This window comes from Rhodococcus sp. NPDC056506, from assembly GCF_042794945.1.
Taxonomy (GTDB): Bacteria; Actinomycetota; Actinomycetes; order Mycobacteriales; family Mycobacteriaceae; genus Rhodococcus_F.
Window position 1 is genome coordinate 40,719 of record NZ_JBHTSW010000001.1, and the last position, 15,435, is coordinate 56,153.

The 15,435-nt window shown below is 61.7% G+C and carries 16 protein-coding genes; 12 read left to right on the forward strand and 4 right to left on the reverse strand.

All coding sequences use genetic code 11. From position 1 onward, the window contains the following. Positions 1-4: 4 nt before the first annotated feature. Positions 5-3,361 carry a bifunctional lysylphosphatidylglycerol synthetase/lysine--tRNA ligase LysX gene (gene lysX, locus ACFQ6H_RS00160; RefSeq protein WP_378642445.1) on the reverse strand — a complete coding sequence of 1,119 codons (3,357 nt, stop codon included), beginning with the start codon at positions 3,359-3,361 and terminating at the stop codon, positions 5-7. Between the two features lie 88 nt (positions 3,362-3,449). Here lysX and ACFQ6H_RS00165 point away from each other — a divergent pair, with 88 nt between their 5' ends. Then, positions 3,450-3,677 carry an RNA-binding S4 domain-containing protein gene (locus tag ACFQ6H_RS00165; protein ID WP_003943569.1) on the forward strand — a complete coding sequence of 76 codons (228 nt, stop codon included), beginning with the start codon at positions 3,450-3,452 and terminating at the stop codon, positions 3,675-3,677. Positions 3,678-3,692: 15 nt separating this feature from the next. Here the strand turns inward: ACFQ6H_RS00165 and rraA are convergent, their stop codons facing one another. Next, positions 3,693-4,169 carry a ribonuclease E activity regulator RraA gene (gene rraA / locus ACFQ6H_RS00170; protein WP_003943552.1) on the reverse strand — a complete coding sequence of 159 codons (477 nt, stop codon included), beginning with the start codon at positions 4,167-4,169 and terminating at the stop codon, positions 3,693-3,695. A 149-nt stretch (positions 4,170-4,318) separates the two neighbouring features. Here rraA and ACFQ6H_RS00175 point away from each other — a divergent pair, with 149 nt between their 5' ends. From ACFQ6H_RS00175 to ACFQ6H_RS00190, 4 genes are all read left to right on the forward strand, one after another. Continuing rightward, on the forward strand, positions 4,319-5,287 hold the full coding sequence (locus ACFQ6H_RS00175) for a DUF2332 domain-containing protein (protein ID WP_378642450.1): 969 nt from the start codon (positions 4,319-4,321) through the stop codon (positions 5,285-5,287). Positions 5,288-5,370: 83 nt separating this feature from the next. Then, on the forward strand, positions 5,371-6,627 hold the full coding sequence (locus ACFQ6H_RS00180; protein ID WP_378642455.1) for an MFS transporter: 1,257 nt from the start codon (positions 5,371-5,373) through the stop codon (positions 6,625-6,627). Next, complete coding sequence (locus tag ACFQ6H_RS00185) at positions 6,624-7,853, forward strand: LLM class flavin-dependent oxidoreductase (RefSeq protein ID WP_378642459.1); 1,230 nt, start codon at positions 6,624-6,626, stop codon at positions 7,851-7,853. Before ACFQ6H_RS00180 ends, ACFQ6H_RS00185 begins: the two co-directional genes overlap by 4 nt. After that, positions 7,850-8,230, forward strand: coding sequence for a MerR family transcriptional regulator (locus ACFQ6H_RS00190; RefSeq protein ID WP_007735825.1), 381 nt, complete (start codon positions 7,850-7,852; stop codon positions 8,228-8,230). The genes ACFQ6H_RS00185 and ACFQ6H_RS00190 overlap by 4 nt, the downstream gene beginning before the upstream one ends. A 97-nt stretch (positions 8,231-8,327) precedes the next feature. On the opposite strand, the gene ACFQ6H_RS00195 is transcribed toward ACFQ6H_RS00190, so the two are convergent. Continuing rightward, on the reverse strand, positions 8,328-8,951 hold the full coding sequence (locus ACFQ6H_RS00195) for a TetR/AcrR family transcriptional regulator (RefSeq protein ID WP_378541066.1): 624 nt from the start codon (positions 8,949-8,951) through the stop codon (positions 8,328-8,330). 124 nt (positions 8,952-9,075) lie between these two features. Between ACFQ6H_RS00195 and ACFQ6H_RS00200 the strand changes: the two genes are divergently transcribed. The 6 genes from ACFQ6H_RS00200 (at position 9,076) to ACFQ6H_RS00225 (ending at position 13,836) form a co-directional block, all read left to right on the forward strand. Next, entirely contained in the window at positions 9,076-10,299 is a 1,224-nt protein-coding gene (locus ACFQ6H_RS00200) for a phosphotransferase family protein (RefSeq protein ID WP_378642463.1), read from the forward strand. Continuing rightward, positions 10,296-11,459: a hypothetical protein gene (locus tag ACFQ6H_RS00205; protein WP_378642466.1), complete on the forward strand. Its 1,164-nt coding sequence runs from the start codon at positions 10,296-10,298 to the stop codon at positions 11,457-11,459. The genes ACFQ6H_RS00200 and ACFQ6H_RS00205 overlap by 4 nt, the downstream gene beginning before the upstream one ends. Positions 11,460-11,511: 52 nt before the next feature. Further along, positions 11,512-12,456 carry a tyrosine-protein phosphatase gene (locus tag ACFQ6H_RS00210; protein ID WP_378642470.1) on the forward strand — a complete coding sequence of 315 codons (945 nt, stop codon included), beginning with the start codon at positions 11,512-11,514 and terminating at the stop codon, positions 12,454-12,456. Positions 12,457-12,585: 129 nt separating this feature from the next. Beyond that, positions 12,586-12,861, forward strand: a complete 276-nt coding sequence (locus ACFQ6H_RS00215; protein WP_374105663.1) for a type II toxin-antitoxin system Phd/YefM family antitoxin — start codon at positions 12,586-12,588, stop codon at positions 12,859-12,861. Next, the gene (locus ACFQ6H_RS00220; RefSeq protein ID WP_378633285.1) at positions 12,858-13,139 is read left to right on the forward strand and encodes a type II toxin-antitoxin system RelE/ParE family toxin; all 282 of its coding nucleotides are present in this window, start codon (positions 12,858-12,860) and stop codon (positions 13,137-13,139) included. Before ACFQ6H_RS00215 ends, ACFQ6H_RS00220 begins: the two co-directional genes overlap by 4 nt. Before the next feature lie 232 nt (positions 13,140-13,371). Then, positions 13,372-13,836: a GNAT family N-acetyltransferase gene (locus ACFQ6H_RS00225; RefSeq protein WP_378642474.1), complete on the forward strand. Its 465-nt coding sequence runs from the start codon at positions 13,372-13,374 to the stop codon at positions 13,834-13,836. 24 nt (positions 13,837-13,860) lie between these two features. Here ACFQ6H_RS00225 and ACFQ6H_RS00230 read toward each other — a convergent pair whose 3' ends face one another. Continuing rightward, complete coding sequence (locus ACFQ6H_RS00230) at positions 13,861-14,757, reverse strand: oxygenase MpaB family protein (protein WP_378642479.1); 897 nt, start codon at positions 14,755-14,757, stop codon at positions 13,861-13,863. Between the two features lie 171 nt (positions 14,758-14,928). Between ACFQ6H_RS00230 and ACFQ6H_RS00235 the strand changes: the two genes are divergently transcribed. Next, positions 14,929-15,387 (forward strand): hypothetical protein, encoded by a 459-nt coding sequence (locus ACFQ6H_RS00235; RefSeq protein ID WP_230816135.1) that lies wholly within the window; start codon positions 14,929-14,931, stop codon positions 15,385-15,387. The last annotated feature ends 48 nt before the right edge of the window (positions 15,388-15,435 follow it).

Consider the following 15,435-nt stretch of genomic DNA (forward strand, 5'->3'; position numbering starts at 1 on the left):
CGGACTACTGACGCGGTTTCGCGAGGGGGAAGGCCAGCGTCTCGCGGATGCTGCCACCCGTGATCAGCATGACGATTCGGTCGACGCCCATCCCGAGACCACCCGTCGGCGGCATCGCGTGTTCGAGGGCTTGAAGGAAGTCCTCGTCCAATTCCATCGCTTCGGGATCGCCGCCGGCCGCGAGCATCGACTGCTCGGTAAGCCTGTTGCGCTGATCCACGGGGTCCGTCAGCTCGCTGTACGCGGTTCCGAGTTCGACGCCCCACGCCACCAGGTCCCACTTCTCGGCGACGCCGGGGATGCTGCGGTGCGGCCGGGTGAGCGGCGACATCGAGGTGGGGAAGTTGGTGTAGAACGTCGGGAACTCGGTGTAGTCCTCGACCAGGTGCTCGTACATTTCCTGCGCAATGGCGCCGGTGTCCCAGCTGGACTGGTACGGGATCTCGTTGGCGTCGCACAGCTTCTGCAGGTCTTCGAGACTTGTCTCGGGGGAGACGTCGACACCAAGTTTTTCGGCGACGGCGCCGTGCATCGTCTTCACCGGCCACTCGCCGGAGATGTCGACCTCGACCAGTTCGCCGTCCGGGCCGGGACGCATGATGATCTCGCGACCGAACGCTGCGACAGCCGCCGCCTGGATCAGCTCGCGGCACATCCGCATCATGCCCTCGTAGTCGCTGTGGGCTTCGTACGCCTCGAGGATCGTGAACTCGGGATTGTGTTTGAAGTCGACGCCCTCGTTGCGGAACACGCGGCCGATCTCGAACACCTTCTCCATACCGGCGACGCACAGGCGCTTCAGGTACAGCTCGGGTGCGATGCGGAGATAGAGGTCGAGGTTGTACGCGTTGATGTGTGTCAGGAACGGAGCGGCATTCGCGCCGCCATGCACCTGCTGCAGAATCGGGGTCTCGACTTCGAGGTATCCGCGACCACCGAGTGAATCGCGCAGCGACTTCACGACGGCGCTTCGGGCCTCGAGCAGTTCGCGGGCCTTCGGGTTGAGGGCGATGTCGAGGTACCGCTGGCGGACTCGGGTCTCGGGATCCGAGAGGCCCTTCCACTTGTCCGGCAGCGGGTGCAGGCACTTGCCGTTCATGCGCCACTCGACGGCGATGAGCGACAGCTCGCCCTTGCGGCTGCGTCCGATGGTTCCGCTGACTTCGATCAGGTCACCGAGATCGAACTCGGCGGCGAACTCCGCCAACTTCTCGCGGCCGACGTTGTCCTGGTCGACCAGGACCTGAATGTCGCCGGACCAGTCGCGCACGTCCGTGAACACGACTCCGCCGTAGTCGCGAACCCTCAGCAGGCGTCCCGCGATTCGTACACGGGTGCCCTCCGGTGACTTTGCTGCGGCAGCGATCGTGTGCGTCGGCGGGTAGGCGACGGGGTAGGCGGCGATCCCTTCGTCGGCGAGTTGCGCGAGCTTGTTCATGCGCACTCGGACCTGTTCGGGTCGACGCGGGCCGTTGGTCGTGAACGACGGCGCCGAGTCCGGCGGACTGCCGTCGGCGTGCAGTCCTTCGGACGTCACCAGAGCGGCGGGCACCGCCACATGCGTGCCGGTGTGTTTGACGACCTGGCTCGACTTGCGCCCGAAACTGGGCAGCACCACAAAGCCTTCGGCGATGGCCGACGCGAATCCGACGCGCGGCAGTTCGCGGTTGTCCTCGAAGCAGAGGAAGCGTGGCTCCCAATCAGGCTGGTACTTCACATTCGAGCGGTACAGCGCTTCGAGCTGCCACCAGCGCGAGAAGAAGACGAGCACCGAGCGCCAAATGCGGAGGATCGGGCCGGCGCCGATGCGCGAACCTTCCTCGAATACCGAGCGGAACACGGCGAAGTTGAGCGAGACCCGTACGACGCCGATCTCGTCCGAGCGTGTGGCCAACTCCGCGACCATCAATTCGATGACTCCGTTGGGCGCAGTCGGCTTGCGACGCATCAGATCGAGCGAAACGCCGTTCGGTCCCCACGGCACGAGCGAGAGCATGCCGACGACGCTTTCGTCCTCGGTGCCTTCACCCATGACGGCTTCGACGAGGAGGCAGTCGCCGTCGAGGTGATCGCCCAGTCGGCCGAGCGCCATGGAGAAGCCGCGCTCGGTGTCGGTGTCGCGCCAGTCGTCGGCGCGGATGATGACGGCCGACATGTCCTCCGGCGGAACGTCGCGATGGCGTCGCATCCGGACAGTGACACCGTGGCGCCTCACGCGGGTGACGGCCTGACGGACCGGGCGCATGTCGCGTCCGTTGAGGTTGAATTCGCGGGTGCGCAGGATCGCTTCGTCGCCGAGTTGCAGGACGCTCAGGCCCGCCTTTTTGTACGCCGTCGCTCCGATTTCGCTGGCACCCATGACGGCTGTCGCCCAGCCGTACTGCGACGCGAGCCCCTGCCACGCTTCGATGGCGTGCGGCCACGCTTCGGGATCGCCGATGGGATCACCACTGGCGAGGCAGACGCCGATTTCGACGCGGTACGTGATGGCGGCCTTGCCGCTCGGCGCGAAGATGACCGCCTTGTCGCGGCGTGTGGCGAAGTAAGCGAGAGAGTCGTCGGCACCGAAGTTCTGGATCAACCCGCGGATCGCGGACTCGTCGTTTCCGGTGAGAGCGTTGTTGGAGCGTTGCGCGCGGAAGAGCGTCATGACGGCGGCGAGTAGTGCGATGGCACCGAGGAGACCGAGGACCGTGTTTACGAAGACGCGCGGGTGACCGTCGAACACCTCGTTGTCGACCGAAGCCGCAGCGGTGACGCGGTTCAGGGCCCACAGGAATCGCTGGTTCTGCGGCAGGTCGCCCGGGAAGAGTTCGACAAGGCCCCAACCGATCACGGTCGCGACAGCCATACCGCCGATCAGTACGCCGAGAGCTTTCCAGCCGGCACCGCGTCGTACGCGTGTGTAGAACTCGGGCCTCGCCGCGATGAGGATTCCGATCACGACAAGCAAAACCACAACTGCCACGGCGTTGTTCGGGTTCTTGTCGACGATCGCGGAGGCGATGTTCGTGAGGGTGATCAGCGCCAGGTAGATCGTCAGCAGCCACCAGGCGATGCGCTTGCGGCTCGCGAGGGCCGCGGCGAGCAGGGCGACGACGAGCGCCCACGACAGGCTCGTATCCGGTGCGTCGAAGTAGTAGCTGTCGATGTATTCGCGTGGGACGCGGAGGATGTGCCGCAGAACCGGCGAGATGCTCCACAGGAACACCAGTACGGAGAAGACTCCGAGGATCAATCCCGAGATATGGGGAACCTGGCTGAACCGCCCTTTGCGGAATCTACGCGCCTGGCGCGGATTTTCGGGTGGCGATTCCACCAACTCTGCAGTGGTGTCCGATACCTCGGTCAATGGTGCCATCGAGCTTCCTCTCCTACCGGTCGATCAGATCCTCACGCTAAGTGTGGTCTGTCGTGTCCAGTTTTGTGGGAGGAGGAAGATGATTGACATGACCGACAACATTCCAGCAGTACCCATCCGCGACGAAATGATTCGGCTCGGTCAGTTTCTCAAGCTCGCGAACCTCATCGAATCGGGCGCGGAGGCCAAGGAAGTGATCGCCGACGGCATGGTTTCGGTCAACGGTGAGGTCGAAGATCGTCGGGGCCGCCAGCTTCGTGACGGCGATGTCGTCGAGATCGGCGGGATGGCCGCCAAAGTGGAAGCCCCCGCCTGACCCCGCGACTTCTGACTAGCTTTCGCGAACTACGACGCCGTCCTGGTCGCTGTAGACGATCTCGCCGGGGTTGAAGGTGACGCCGCCGATTTCGATCGGCACGTTCTTCTCACCCGAACCGGTCTGAGTGCTCTTGCGCGGGTTGGTACCCAAAGCCTTGACGCCGATGTCGAGGGTGCGCAGGATCGCCGAGTCACGGACGGCTCCGTTGACGATGACGCCGGCCCAGCCGTTGTCGACGCCGCGGCCGGCAATGATGTCGCCGACCAGTGCGGTGTGGATGCTCGCGTCACCGTCGACGACGAGAACTCCGCCGTTGCCCGGTTCGCTGAGGGTCTGCTTCACGAGCAGGTTGTCCTGGAAGCACTTGATGGTGGTGATGGGGCCGGCAAAAACTTCACGTCCACCGAACTGGGTGAACTGCGTGTCGCAGCTACGGATGTCGGGTCCGATCTCGTCGGCAAGGTCAGCGGTCGCTACAGGCTCGGTCATGCCCCACAGGATAGTCGGCGGGGTTCGCGCCTGGTTGTCGTCGGGGAGGGTTCTCAGGCCAGTACGCCTGACGGGGGGACGTCTACGAGTTACGCGTCGGCGTGATCGAAAACCTTTCCGCACCACACGCCATCCGGTAGACATCGACGGTGGACACATCGCGCTGGTACCGATCGTTCGCGGAAGTGGAGGCTCGAGGGAACTCAGCGATCTACGAGGAATGGGGCATCGGCGTATCGGAGGATCCAGCAGTCCTCGCTCTGATCGATCGGCTTCCAGAACCCCGCAGGCAACCCAACCTGGTGTTCGGGGCGAGCCGTCACCTCGGTGCCCCGGTTGAGCCGTACGCGTCGTTCCGCCGGTGGTTGAGCGAGAACTGGTCAGAGGTGGAACAACTTGCGCGGATCCGGACTACACAGACCAATGAAGCAGGCCGCGTTGCTGTGTTGCTTCCCGTTCTCGGGTTGTTGAAGGGCCCGCTCTCCCTCATCGAAGTCGGTGTCTCGGCGGGCCTGTGCCTTTATCCGGACCGCTACAGCTTTCTCTACGACGGCGAAAGGTATCTGCATCCAGTAGATGGTCCGTCCACCGTTCTGCTGGAGTGTGGGACGACTGGCAATCCGCCGATTCCGGAGAAAGTCCCGGACGTGGTCTACCGGGCGGGCATCGACCTCAATCCACTTGATGCAGGTGACGCCGACGACATGAGATGGTTGGAGAGTCTTGTGTGGCCGGAACAGGACCACCGCCGGCGGCGATTGCGCGACGCAGCGGCACTCGCTCGTGTGGATCCGCCTCATCTGGTTCGCGGAGATCTCACGTCGGCTGTTGCCGATCTCGTCGAACGTGCGCCACGGGAAACAACGATCGTGGTCTTTCACAGTGCGGTACTCAACTACCTGACCCCAACTGCCAGAGATGAATTCGCAGAGGTTGTTCGCGCTTTGCCATGTCACTGGATCGCCAACGAAGGTATTGGCGTTCTACCTGAAGTCGACGCAGCGCTGACCGTGTCACACGAGGAATGTCGCGGCAAATTTGTTGTCTCTCTTGACGGCACACCTCACGGGCTAGCCGGTGGACATGGGCAGTTCCTCGACTGGATAGACCAAACTTGAACGGCATCAGATTGATTGATTCGCGGTCCGATCTTCGCGGAGAGCTTGACCTTCACATTGATGTGAAGGTTGACAATCGTTTCATGGCAGACGACATCGATTCAAAGCACCACACATCAGGAGCGAAACAGTTTCTTGCGGAACATGATCGCGGGGACACACTTCCGCTCGTTCCCCTGCTGGCGTTGTTCGTGTCCGTCTTCATCACCAGCCTGACGGAAACGCTCCCAGCGGGAGTGTTGCCGGCAATGAGTGAAGGTCTCGATGTCAGTGAATCAGCCGCCGGGCAGACGATCATGATCTACGCGCTGGGGACGGCGCTGACGACAATTCCCTTGATCGCAGCGACGGCGTCTTGGTCACGAAAGGTGTTACTGCTGAATTCGATTCTCGGGTTTGCGTTCGCCAACACGGTCACTGCATTTTCTTCCGACTATCTTCTGACGATGACCGCCCGGTTCATTGCGGGAGTTGCTGCAGGTATCGCCTGGGCATTGCTCGCCGGATACGCCAGAAGTCTTGCCCCGAAACATCTCGAGGGTCGCGCCATCGCGTTCACGATGGCCGGAATTCCGCTCGCTCTCGCGCTCGGCGTTCCGTTCGGGACATACTTGGGCAACGCTACCGGGTGGCGGGCACCGTTCTATCTCATGTCGATACTGGCCGTTGCGCTACTCGTTGCAATCGCGGTGTCGGTTCCCGATCGTCCAGGTCGGCCCCGCGACCGTAGACGGCGAAGCATGTTCGAGGCGGCGCGCATTCCCGGTGTCGACGCAGTTCTGATCGTGACGTTCGCCGTGGTGTTGGGCCACACCATCCTTTATGCATACATCGCTCCGTTCCTCGAGTCGATCGAAATGGGAGATGACAATGACCTCGTTCTGTTGACCTTCGGGGTGGCATGCCTCATCAGCATTGTTGTTGTGGGCAAACAAATCTACACGCGACTACGGACCTTTGCCTTTGTCGGCGCTGTCCTGATTGCGGTCGCCGCAACCGTACTGGCTATCACCACGGAGGATGCGCTGCTCGTCTACTTGGCAGCTGCCGTATGGGGATTGGGGTGGGGTGGAATTCCGACTCTGCTGCAAACTTCGGCAGCGGTTGCTGCGGGCTCACACGCAGACGAGGCTCAAGCGGTTCTCACGACGCTGTGGAACGGTGCGATGGCAGCAGGTGCGGTGATGGGTGGAGTTCTGTTGTCTCTCAACGGTGCTCGAGCCCTCCCGTGGTGGACGGTCGCACTCGCCCTGCTCTGCGTGGTGATCATGTGGGCCGCACGCGGAGACGGGTTCCGGTCACCTGCACAAATCCATCAGGAAGGTCAGGCACACGAATGAACGCAACGCCGTCGATTCAAAGGCCGCCGATCCATCGGTCACCGGTCATCGGTATCGCGCTGGAACCAGCTGGCTGGCATCCGGCGGCATGGCGATTGCAGGGGCATGCCCCTGCCGAACTCTTCACTGCTCACTACTGGTCGGAGTTGTTGCGCGACATAGATGAATCGGTCCTCGATTTTGTCACTTTCGAAGAATCGATCGGTTTGCAGTCGTCGGACTTCAGGAGAATCGACGACAAGGACGACCAGGTTCGTGGTCGGTTGTCGCCTGTAGCGTTGACGGCACTGGCTGTTTTCGGGACGCAGAGAGTCGGCGTGATCGCCGCGAGAAACCTGACTCACAGTGAGCCATACAGTATCGCCACCGAAATCGCATCGCTCAATCTCTTGAGCGGGGGCCGAGTCGGCCTCCGTGCCCAGATCACTTCGCGAAGCATCGACAGACGTCATTTCGTTCGTCCGCAACCCGTGCCGGAGTTGAGAGAGTCCGACATCTACTTCCCCGAATTGATTGGAACCCGACTGGAGCAGGTCTTCTCGAGAGCGACCGAGTCGATCGAAATACTCCGAGCATTGTGGTCGACATGGACCGAAGGCGCACTCCAAGAAGGCGCCGATGGCCGATTCGTCGATATCGACAAGATCTCTGACAAGTCAATTGTGACAACAAATTTCGAGGTTTCCGGGCCACTCGCCGTCCCTGTTGCCGAAGGCTTGAGACCTGTCGTTGTCGCGCTGGCGCATCACGCCCAAGTTCCTTATCGGTTGGCCGCTGCCTCGGCTGATGTCATCCTGGTGACGCCAACTCCGAGTGTCAATGGTGTCACCATCGGTGATGTTCTCGACGCTGTCAACGCTGAATGTGTTGCAGTGCAGCGAAATTTGATCGATGAGCCGCTGGCGATCCTGGTGGATCTCGTGGTCTTCCTCGGCGCGACCCATTCTGAGGCGGTGCAGCAGAAGCGTGCCCTCGACAAGTTGTCAGGCGCACCGTATTCGTCCGACACCGACATTTTTGTCGGTTCGGTGGGTGAACTGATGCACCGGATCGACGAACTCGTATCGGCTGGCGCGCATGGCGTGCGACTGCGGCCAGCGGTGAACGGCCGGGACATCCCACTTCTCCTCGAACAGTTTCCCGCTGCCTTCGGGGCGAGCACCCGGGTGCGCACGTTGCGAGAGCGTCTCCAGACAGCGTCGCTCGAAACATCGGCGACCACATGAAGATCGGCGAGCTGTCGGAAGCGACACGGGTATCCCGCCGTCTCTTGCGGTATTACGAGGAGCAAAGCCTGATTGCTCCGAGACGATCCGAAAACAGTTACCGCGACTACGACGAACGAATGGTTGATCGGGTTTTTCAGATACGCGGGTTGTTGGACATGGGTTTCCCGACGCGAGTGATCCGGCAGATCCTTCCTTGCCTGGACCAAGAACGCGTCATTCACATGAGCGATGTGACACCGGAGATGCTGTCGATGCTCGAGGCGGAGGCGTCGGGACTTGACGAGAAGATCAGCTTTCTGGTGAAAAATCGCGACGCCATCCGTGAATACATCGCAGAAGTTAGGCAGCGACAGACGGTCCCACTCGATGGGTGAACGTCGATGGATGAACACTGAGCGTGCTGTCAGTTGGTCCGGACCATGCCTATGTCCATCGTTTCGCGCGTGGCAGCGCAAACCAACGGTTCAGGGTTCAGCGGTCGTCGGGAAGGATGCCGTTCAGCACTATGTCGGCGAGTGAGTCGGCGAACGGTCCCGGGTCCGGGACATCCCGAACCGACATCGCGAAGATGGCCGCACCTGCCATGATGTCGAGAAGAGCGTCGGCGTCGACGCCACTTCGGATGTCGCCTCGTTCCCTCGCCGCTTCCAGTCGACGGTTCAGCTCGACGCGGACTCCGGCCAGTTGCCGCACCACCAGAACCTCACGCAATTCCGCGTTTGTTCGCACTTCGCTCATCAGCCCGGGTGCAGCGGCTCGCGTGGCAGGAGCTGCGAACAGTGCAACCGCGCCGTGCACCAGCGCGCGGATCTGATCCGTGATCGTGCCCTCGGTGCCGAGTTCGGTGTCGATGTCGGCGCCCTGTTCGACGTCGAGCACCGGGTAAATCGCGTCGTTGACGATGTGCGCCTTCGACGGCCACCGACGGTAGATCGCCGGGCGCCCCACTCCCGCACGGGTGGCGATGGCGTCGATGGACGTGCCCGCATACCCCTTTTCTTCTAACAGTTGCCTGGTCGCGTCCAGTACTGCGTCGTCGATTGCAGGGTTTCGCTGCGGTCCCAGGCGGTGCTGAGTTTCGGAATCTTTGGACATTTTTGGCAAATCCCTTGCGGTATCGCTGTGATGGCCGTTACATTCTGTCACGGCTTTAGTCGATACATATTGTATCGACAATCGGCGCGTGCGCATCGGCGCCACCGAACCACGAGGAGTGGTGATGAACCTTCGAACCGAAACAGAAACCTCAGGCGGAGATCCCGACTACGCCGAATTTGCCAGACCCGGCGAATCCCGCAACGACCCAGCCGAGATGCGGCGCAGCCTCGAAAGCTGGCTCGCTACCGTGCTGTGGCGAGGCTCGAAACCTTCCGTGACCTCGGTCGAGGTGCCGGCCGCGAACGGCATGTCCAACGAAACTGTGCTCTTCGATGCGACCTGGATCGAGGACGGGGTTCGAGCCGAGCACCGCCTTGTCGCCCGCATCGCTCCACGAGACAGTGCGGTGCCGATCTTCCCTTCGTACAACTTGGACCAGCAGTTTCAGGTCATGAGCGCCGTCGCCGCTCACACTTCGGTGCCGGTCCCGCGGGTGTACTGGTCCGAGAGCAATCCGGACGCGCTCGGCGGCGAATTCTTCGTGATGGAGCGGCGTGACGGTGAAATCCCGCCCGACGTCATGCCGTACACGTTCGGATCCTGGCTCTCGGAGGCTTCAGCCGACGACTGTTCTCGACTCCAGCAGTCATCGGTCCGCGTACTTGCGGAGTTGCACGCGATGGCCGATCCGCACCTCGCACTCCCTGACCTGTGTCGCGACGGTGTCGAACCGACTGGCACAGAGGCACTTCGCGCCCATCTCGAAGAGCAGCGAAGCTATTACGAGTGGGCAACCGCCGACGGACCGGGGTCCCCGTTGATCGAGCGTGGTTTCGACTGGATCGAAGCGAACTTTCCCGCCGATGCCGGTGCAGCCGTGCTCAGTTGGGGTGACTCGCGGATCGGAAACATCATCTACCGCGACTTCGAACCGGCGGCGGTCCTCGATTGGGAGATGGCAACGCTAGGGCCGCGTGAGCTGGACCTCGGCTGGATGATCTTCCAGCACAGGTTCTTCGAGGATCTTGCGGCCATGGCCGGCCTCCGCGGGATGCCGGACTTCCTGCGTCGTGAGGACGTGGCAGATGCCTACCGCTCGCTGTCCGGCCACCAGGTAGCGGATCTCGATTTCTACATTGTGTACGCCGCGTTGCGGCATGCGGTGATCATGTTCCGAGTCCAAAGCCGCGCAGTGGCTTTCGGTCAGGCCGAGTTCCCCGACGACCCGGACGAGATGATCCTGCACCACAAGACGCTCGAAGCCATGCTCGACGGCACTTATTGGGAGTCGCTCGCAACAGTACCGGTTACATCAGCCCCGGTCACAACAGGAGAAGCGCGATGACACTGTCCCCGCTCGACGACTACCCGGTACATCAGATCGCGGAGACCATCCGCCACGTGGGCACCTCGGATCGAAACTTCTACGATCGCTACTACTTCAACGCTCATGCCGGCGTCGACGGCGACACCGAGCCGATGTTTCTCATCATCGGTCTCGGTCAGTACCCCAATCTTGGTGTATGCGACGGCTTTGCGGTTCTTCGGCGCGGCGAAGACCATATAGTCTTCCGGGCATCCCGAGCCTTGGGTGACGACCGAATGGACCTGTCAGTAGGCCCACTGCGAATCGACATCATCGAGGGTCTGCACCGCCTACGTGTGGTGTTGGAATCGAGCCCCGAGGCGCCGGATCTGAGCTTCGACCTCACCTTCGAGTCCGACGGTCCGGCCAATCTCGAGGCCAGGCATTTCCACCGTCAGCTGGAACGAGTCACCTTCGACACCCAACGATTCGTGCAGACAGGCACGTGGTCCGGATCTCTGACCGTGGACGGCGACGTCATTCCCGTCACGCCGGAGACGTGGCGGGGTAATCGCGATCGGTCTTGGGGTGTTCGACCGGTCGGTGAAGCGGAACCGCCTGGGCGCAAAGCGGATCCGGCGATAGCAGGCAGTCAGAACTTCTTCTGGATTTACTCGATCATGCAATTCGGCGACTTCACCGTCGTCACGATCGTTCAAGAAGATCAGCAGGGACGCCGAATCCTCGAGGATGCCACTCGCGTCTGGGCGGACCGCTCGCGGGAGCCGGAGTGGTTGGGTCGACCGGACCACCAACTCACCTTCATCTCCGGTACACGCGAGGTGAAGAGCGGAACTCTGTACTTCCGGCGTCCCGGTGCACCAGGCGAGTCCGACCACATTCTGGAGATCACCTGCGAACCGATACTGCCCAACTACATCGGTGTCGGCACGGGCTACGGACTCGAGCAGGATTGGCGCCACGGGATGTGGCAGGGCGAACTGGTGGTTCAGGGCCTGCGAGAAAAGGTTTCGAACATCGAACCGTGGAAGAAGATGCTGTGCCCGGTCGACAATCTCGCCCGGTTCACCCTCGTCGAGGACGGCGTAACCCGCATCGGGACAGGCCTGTTCGAGGTAGCAGTGATCGGACCTCACCAGCGATACGGATTCACCGGCATCGGTGACGTCGCACCTTAACTACAGATCACCGTAACTCCAGATCACCACACACAGAGAAAGGCACTGCCACATGTCCACACGCACACGAATGTTGTTCGCTCGCACCGCGAAGGCCGCCGCACTTATTGTCACCGGAGGTCTGTTGTTTGCCGCTCCCGCTACGGCAATCCCGCTTGACCTGGGTTCCCTGGGCACGGGATCACTCGGTTCGGTCGATCTCGGCTCACTCGATCCGGTGCTCGCGCCGACCCCGAACTTGGCCTCCGTGGCCAACTTTCGCGACATCGCAGGAAACGACGGGACGGGATACGCCACCGCAGATGGCTCGCACCTTAAGCGCGGCGTCATCTACCGGTCCAATGCGTTGACCGCGACCAGCGACGCCGACAAGGCGACGCTCACCGGTCTCGGACTTGCCGACGCCTATGACCTGCGCGGTGCAACCGAGATCTCCAACCCGTTCATCGGTGGCGCAGACAAGCTTCCGGACGGCGTGACGTACACGAACATCCCGATCGAGTTCAAGGATCTCACCCAGCTCGCCACAACCATCAAGTCGCCGGAAGAGGCTAAGCAGTTCTTGGTCGACACCAACCGCAGTTTTGTCACCGATCCCGTTCGCCGTGCCGGCTTCAAGCAGGTCCTCTCGGACATCGCTGCGAGTGACGGGGTGCAGTTGTTCCATTGCACCTCAGGCAAGGACCGCACGGGTTGGACCGCGATGTTGCTGCAGTCCATCGCCGGTGTTCCCGCCCAGACGATCATGGACGACTATTTGTTGAGCAACACCTACCTTCAGGCGACCAACCAGAAGATTCTCGCGCAGATCTCTCAGGCCCTGAGCCCGCAGGTGGCGACCAATCTCGAGCCCGCTCTCGGTGTCGACGCTTCGTATCTGGAGGCAGGTCTCGCGCAGATCGTCAGCGACTACGGAACCGTCGATGGTTATCTCACCGCAGGTCTCGGACTCGCTCCGGACACGATCGCGCTTCTGAAGTCAAAGCTCGTCGGCTAGTTTCACGCTGCTTAAACGCTTGAACGAAGGTGTACCGGTCTCCATCGAACTTCTGGTGGGCCTCGATCCCGGAGGTTGCCCTGCGACGCGGCGAGCGCACCTTAGCCTATGTGCGCTAGAATTATGTACATGACAACTCTCCCGGTGGCCGACGCCCGAGCGCAGCTCTCTCGTCTCGTCGACGAGGCCGAGCGCACACACGAACGGTTCGAGATCACCCGCAACGGGCATCGTGCCGCCGTGCTGCTCGGCGCCGACGACTATGACGCGTTGCGCGAGACGATCGCCGTGCTGGCCGATGAATCGCTACTGGCCGGACATCTGGCGGGAGTGGCTGAGGCGCAGGCCGGGGACACCCTCGACGCTGCCGGTTTGGCTGCGTTCCTGGGTAAGAGCGAGGAGTGAGCGGCGTTGACGAGCCCTATGTCTTGGCGGTGGCGCGTTCTGCGGCTCGATCGCTGAAAGCGGGCTTGCCCGAGAAGGTTGCGGTCGCGGTCTACGCGTTCATCACCGGTCCGTTGCTCGAGAACCCTCACCGGGTCGGAAAGCGGCTCGATCCGCCGCTGGCTCCGGCGTATTCGGCGCGGCGCGGTACGTATCGGGTGCTGTACTTGATCGACGATGACGCCCGTCGGGTGACGGTCACTTCGATCGCGCACCGCTCCGATGCTTACCGCACCTGAAAAGCGTCTTAAAGTGAACAACTGCCCGAAGGCTGAACACGGGGTTTGTGATTACGGCTTGCTGCACGATCCGCACTCGTGCCAACCGGTCCCATCGTTTGCGTGACATCCAGTTTCCTGTACAAAGATGCGAAATCTTTTGAAGTGTGCTGACTTCCGCGGTCTGGGTAAATCCGAGATTGGTCAGTTCGGCACCAGCAAGTGGTCTGATGCCGGAGGGTATTGTCGGATTGTGAACCAGGATCTGATCATTCGCCGCTACCAGCCCTCGGATGAGGACGTGGTCGTCGACCTGTGGTCTCGTGCAGCCCGCGAAGCCCACCCGTTTCTTGCGGGTGAGGGGACCGGTGAACGGGAGCAGAAGATGCGAGAGGTTTATCTGATTCAGGCCGACAATTGGGTGGCTGAGCACGGCTCCGAAGTTGTTGGCCTGTTGGGAATGATCGGCTCCGAAATCGGGGGACTGTTCGTCGCGCCGGCATCACAAGGGTTGGGCGTCGGGCGGGCGTTGGTCGAACATGCCGCCACCATGCACGGCGAGGTGACACTCGAGGTTTACACCCTCAACGAACGCGCCCGCAGATTCTACGAGTTGATGGACTTCGAAGAAGAGGGGCGTCGAGACGACGCCGAGACAAACCATGAATTGATCACCCTGCGTCGTACTGGTCGCGACGCCTCCATAATTCAGGCATGACAGAGGCTATTCAGCACAGCGTTATTACGCTTGGGCCTGCTGGTCCGCCTGGAGGTGCTTGACCGGACATCCGGCGGGGAAGGTGCCGAGGTCTTCGACCTTGTAACCGTTCGGGTAGCTGCGGATGTTGGGCAGTTCGCGGGCGAATTTCCGCTTCGTGCGCACCGGGAAGAACCGCAGCAGACGCGCGCGGACTTTCAGCGCTCCGCGTGAGACGACGCGCATCGCGGTGCTCGGGTGCTTGTAGTGGAAGGCGTCGAGTAGGTGATCGTCCATGAGGGCGAAGGCGAATCCCTTGACCAGAGCCTTCGGCGCCAGGTTGTTGGGCGGGAAGGTGCACATCAGTTCGAGGGTGGAATCGGCGACGGCTCGCGCGCCGGGATCAAATGAAAAGCGTTCGCGCTCATAGTCGTCGAGAAGTTTGACGAACCCCTCGTAGGTGTCAGGCGTGTCCTTGATGTTCATGTACCGACCCAGGTGGCGGTAGTAGTTCGTCGACCCGACGATCTCGTTCTCGGTCATCTTTCGCCAGCCGTACGCGTCGAGCCATCTGACCGGTGTGACGACGAAGGTGGCCAGGACGTAGAGCATGTCGTCGTTGGAGATGTCGTACGAGCCGTGCATCTGATTCATTCGGCGCACGCTCTTGCGGCCTTCGGTGCTGCTGAGGCCGTGCTCGAGGATCGCGTCGAGGATCAGGCTGGTGTCGTCGTAACGCTTCTGAACCTTGTCGGTGAACTCGCCCGTGGAGAAGAGGAGCTTGCCGATGGAGGGGACTGCGTACGTGCGAAACAGTGCGAAGCTGAGCGCCTGATTGATGTCCCAGGGGAACTCTTGCGCCGCGAGAATGCGCGACATCTCTTCGTAATCGGTTTCGGGATCGAGTCGATCCGTGCGACTGCGGAGGTCGTAGCGCTTCATCTGAACACTCCCTGGGACTGGTCTGCGCGCGGCAGAGGTAGGTGTGAGCTGCACCACCGACTGTAGTTCTGACAACACGCGTTGTCTAGGGGGTGTGAATAGTCGACTTTCCTTCGTTTCGGGCGTTGTACCAGGGGTATCCGGAAAGTGTTGTCGACCCGAGGAGCAGCTATGAGCGTCACACGCACGGCCGGGGTTTTTGCGGCCATCGGACTACCGATTGCCGCGAGCGTCATGTTCGCCGGAGTCGCCTCGGCTGATCCGCCCCACCCTTTCGGCGGCGCCGCCGTCACCATCGGGTGTCCGAATCAGGGGTCGCTGGCTTCGTTGACCGGTCTCACCGGCCAGTCCGGACCAGAGGCCAATCCGCCCATTGCCAAGGGTGATATTCGCTTCGATTCGTTCCCGGCAGCTGCGCCAATCCCGGCGGCCGGACAGGTCACCGTTGCGTGGGTCAATACAGACACCGGCAAGTCCGGAATCGTCGACCTGGTAGGGACTTACCCGTATCTCTCCGCGACGGTCAATACCGGCGTCGGCAATGTCGTTGCGACGGCGTTCGGTTCGATCAACTGGGGCAGTAGTCCCATCTGCCAGTCGAATCCGACGATCGGCAGGTTCATAGCCTGATCATCACAGGGTTCACAGCCTGAACAGGCACAGAGTTGGCGGTATCGC

Excerpts from the sequence above, each read along its gene's own strand:
- ACFQ6H_RS00180 (WP_378642455.1), top strand. The coding sequence starts at position 5,371 with ATGGCAGACGACATCGATTCAAAGCACCACACATCAGGAGCGAAACAG.
- ACFQ6H_RS00195 (WP_378541066.1), bottom strand. The coding sequence starts at position 8,951 with ATGTCCAAAGATTCCGAAACTCAGCACCGCCTGGGACCGCAGCGAAAC.
- ACFQ6H_RS00185 (WP_378642459.1), top strand. The coding sequence starts at position 6,624 with ATGAACGCAACGCCGTCGATTCAAAGGCCGCCGATCCATCGGTCACCG.
- rraA (WP_003943552.1), bottom strand. The coding sequence starts at position 4,169 with ATGACCGAGCCTGTAGCGACCGCTGACCTTGCCGACGAGATCGGACCC.
- lysX (WP_378642445.1), bottom strand. The coding sequence starts at position 3,361 with ATGGCACCATTGACCGAGGTATCGGACACCACTGCAGAGTTGGTGGAA.
- ACFQ6H_RS00210 (WP_378642470.1), top strand. The coding sequence starts at position 11,512 with ATGTCCACACGCACACGAATGTTGTTCGCTCGCACCGCGAAGGCCGCC.
- ACFQ6H_RS00235 (WP_230816135.1), top strand. The coding sequence starts at position 14,929 with ATGAGCGTCACACGCACGGCCGGGGTTTTTGCGGCCATCGGACTACCG.
- ACFQ6H_RS00230 (WP_378642479.1), bottom strand. The coding sequence starts at position 14,757 with ATGAAGCGCTACGACCTCCGCAGTCGCACGGATCGACTCGATCCCGAA.
- ACFQ6H_RS00165 (WP_003943569.1), top strand. The coding sequence starts at position 3,450 with ATGACCGACAACATTCCAGCAGTACCCATCCGCGACGAAATGATTCGG.
- ACFQ6H_RS00190 (WP_007735825.1), top strand. The coding sequence starts at position 7,850 with ATGAAGATCGGCGAGCTGTCGGAAGCGACACGGGTATCCCGCCGTCTC.
- ACFQ6H_RS00215 (WP_374105663.1), top strand. The coding sequence starts at position 12,586 with ATGACAACTCTCCCGGTGGCCGACGCCCGAGCGCAGCTCTCTCGTCTC.
- ACFQ6H_RS00205 (WP_378642466.1), top strand. The coding sequence starts at position 10,296 with ATGACACTGTCCCCGCTCGACGACTACCCGGTACATCAGATCGCGGAG.
- ACFQ6H_RS00200 (WP_378642463.1), top strand. The coding sequence starts at position 9,076 with ATGAACCTTCGAACCGAAACAGAAACCTCAGGCGGAGATCCCGACTAC.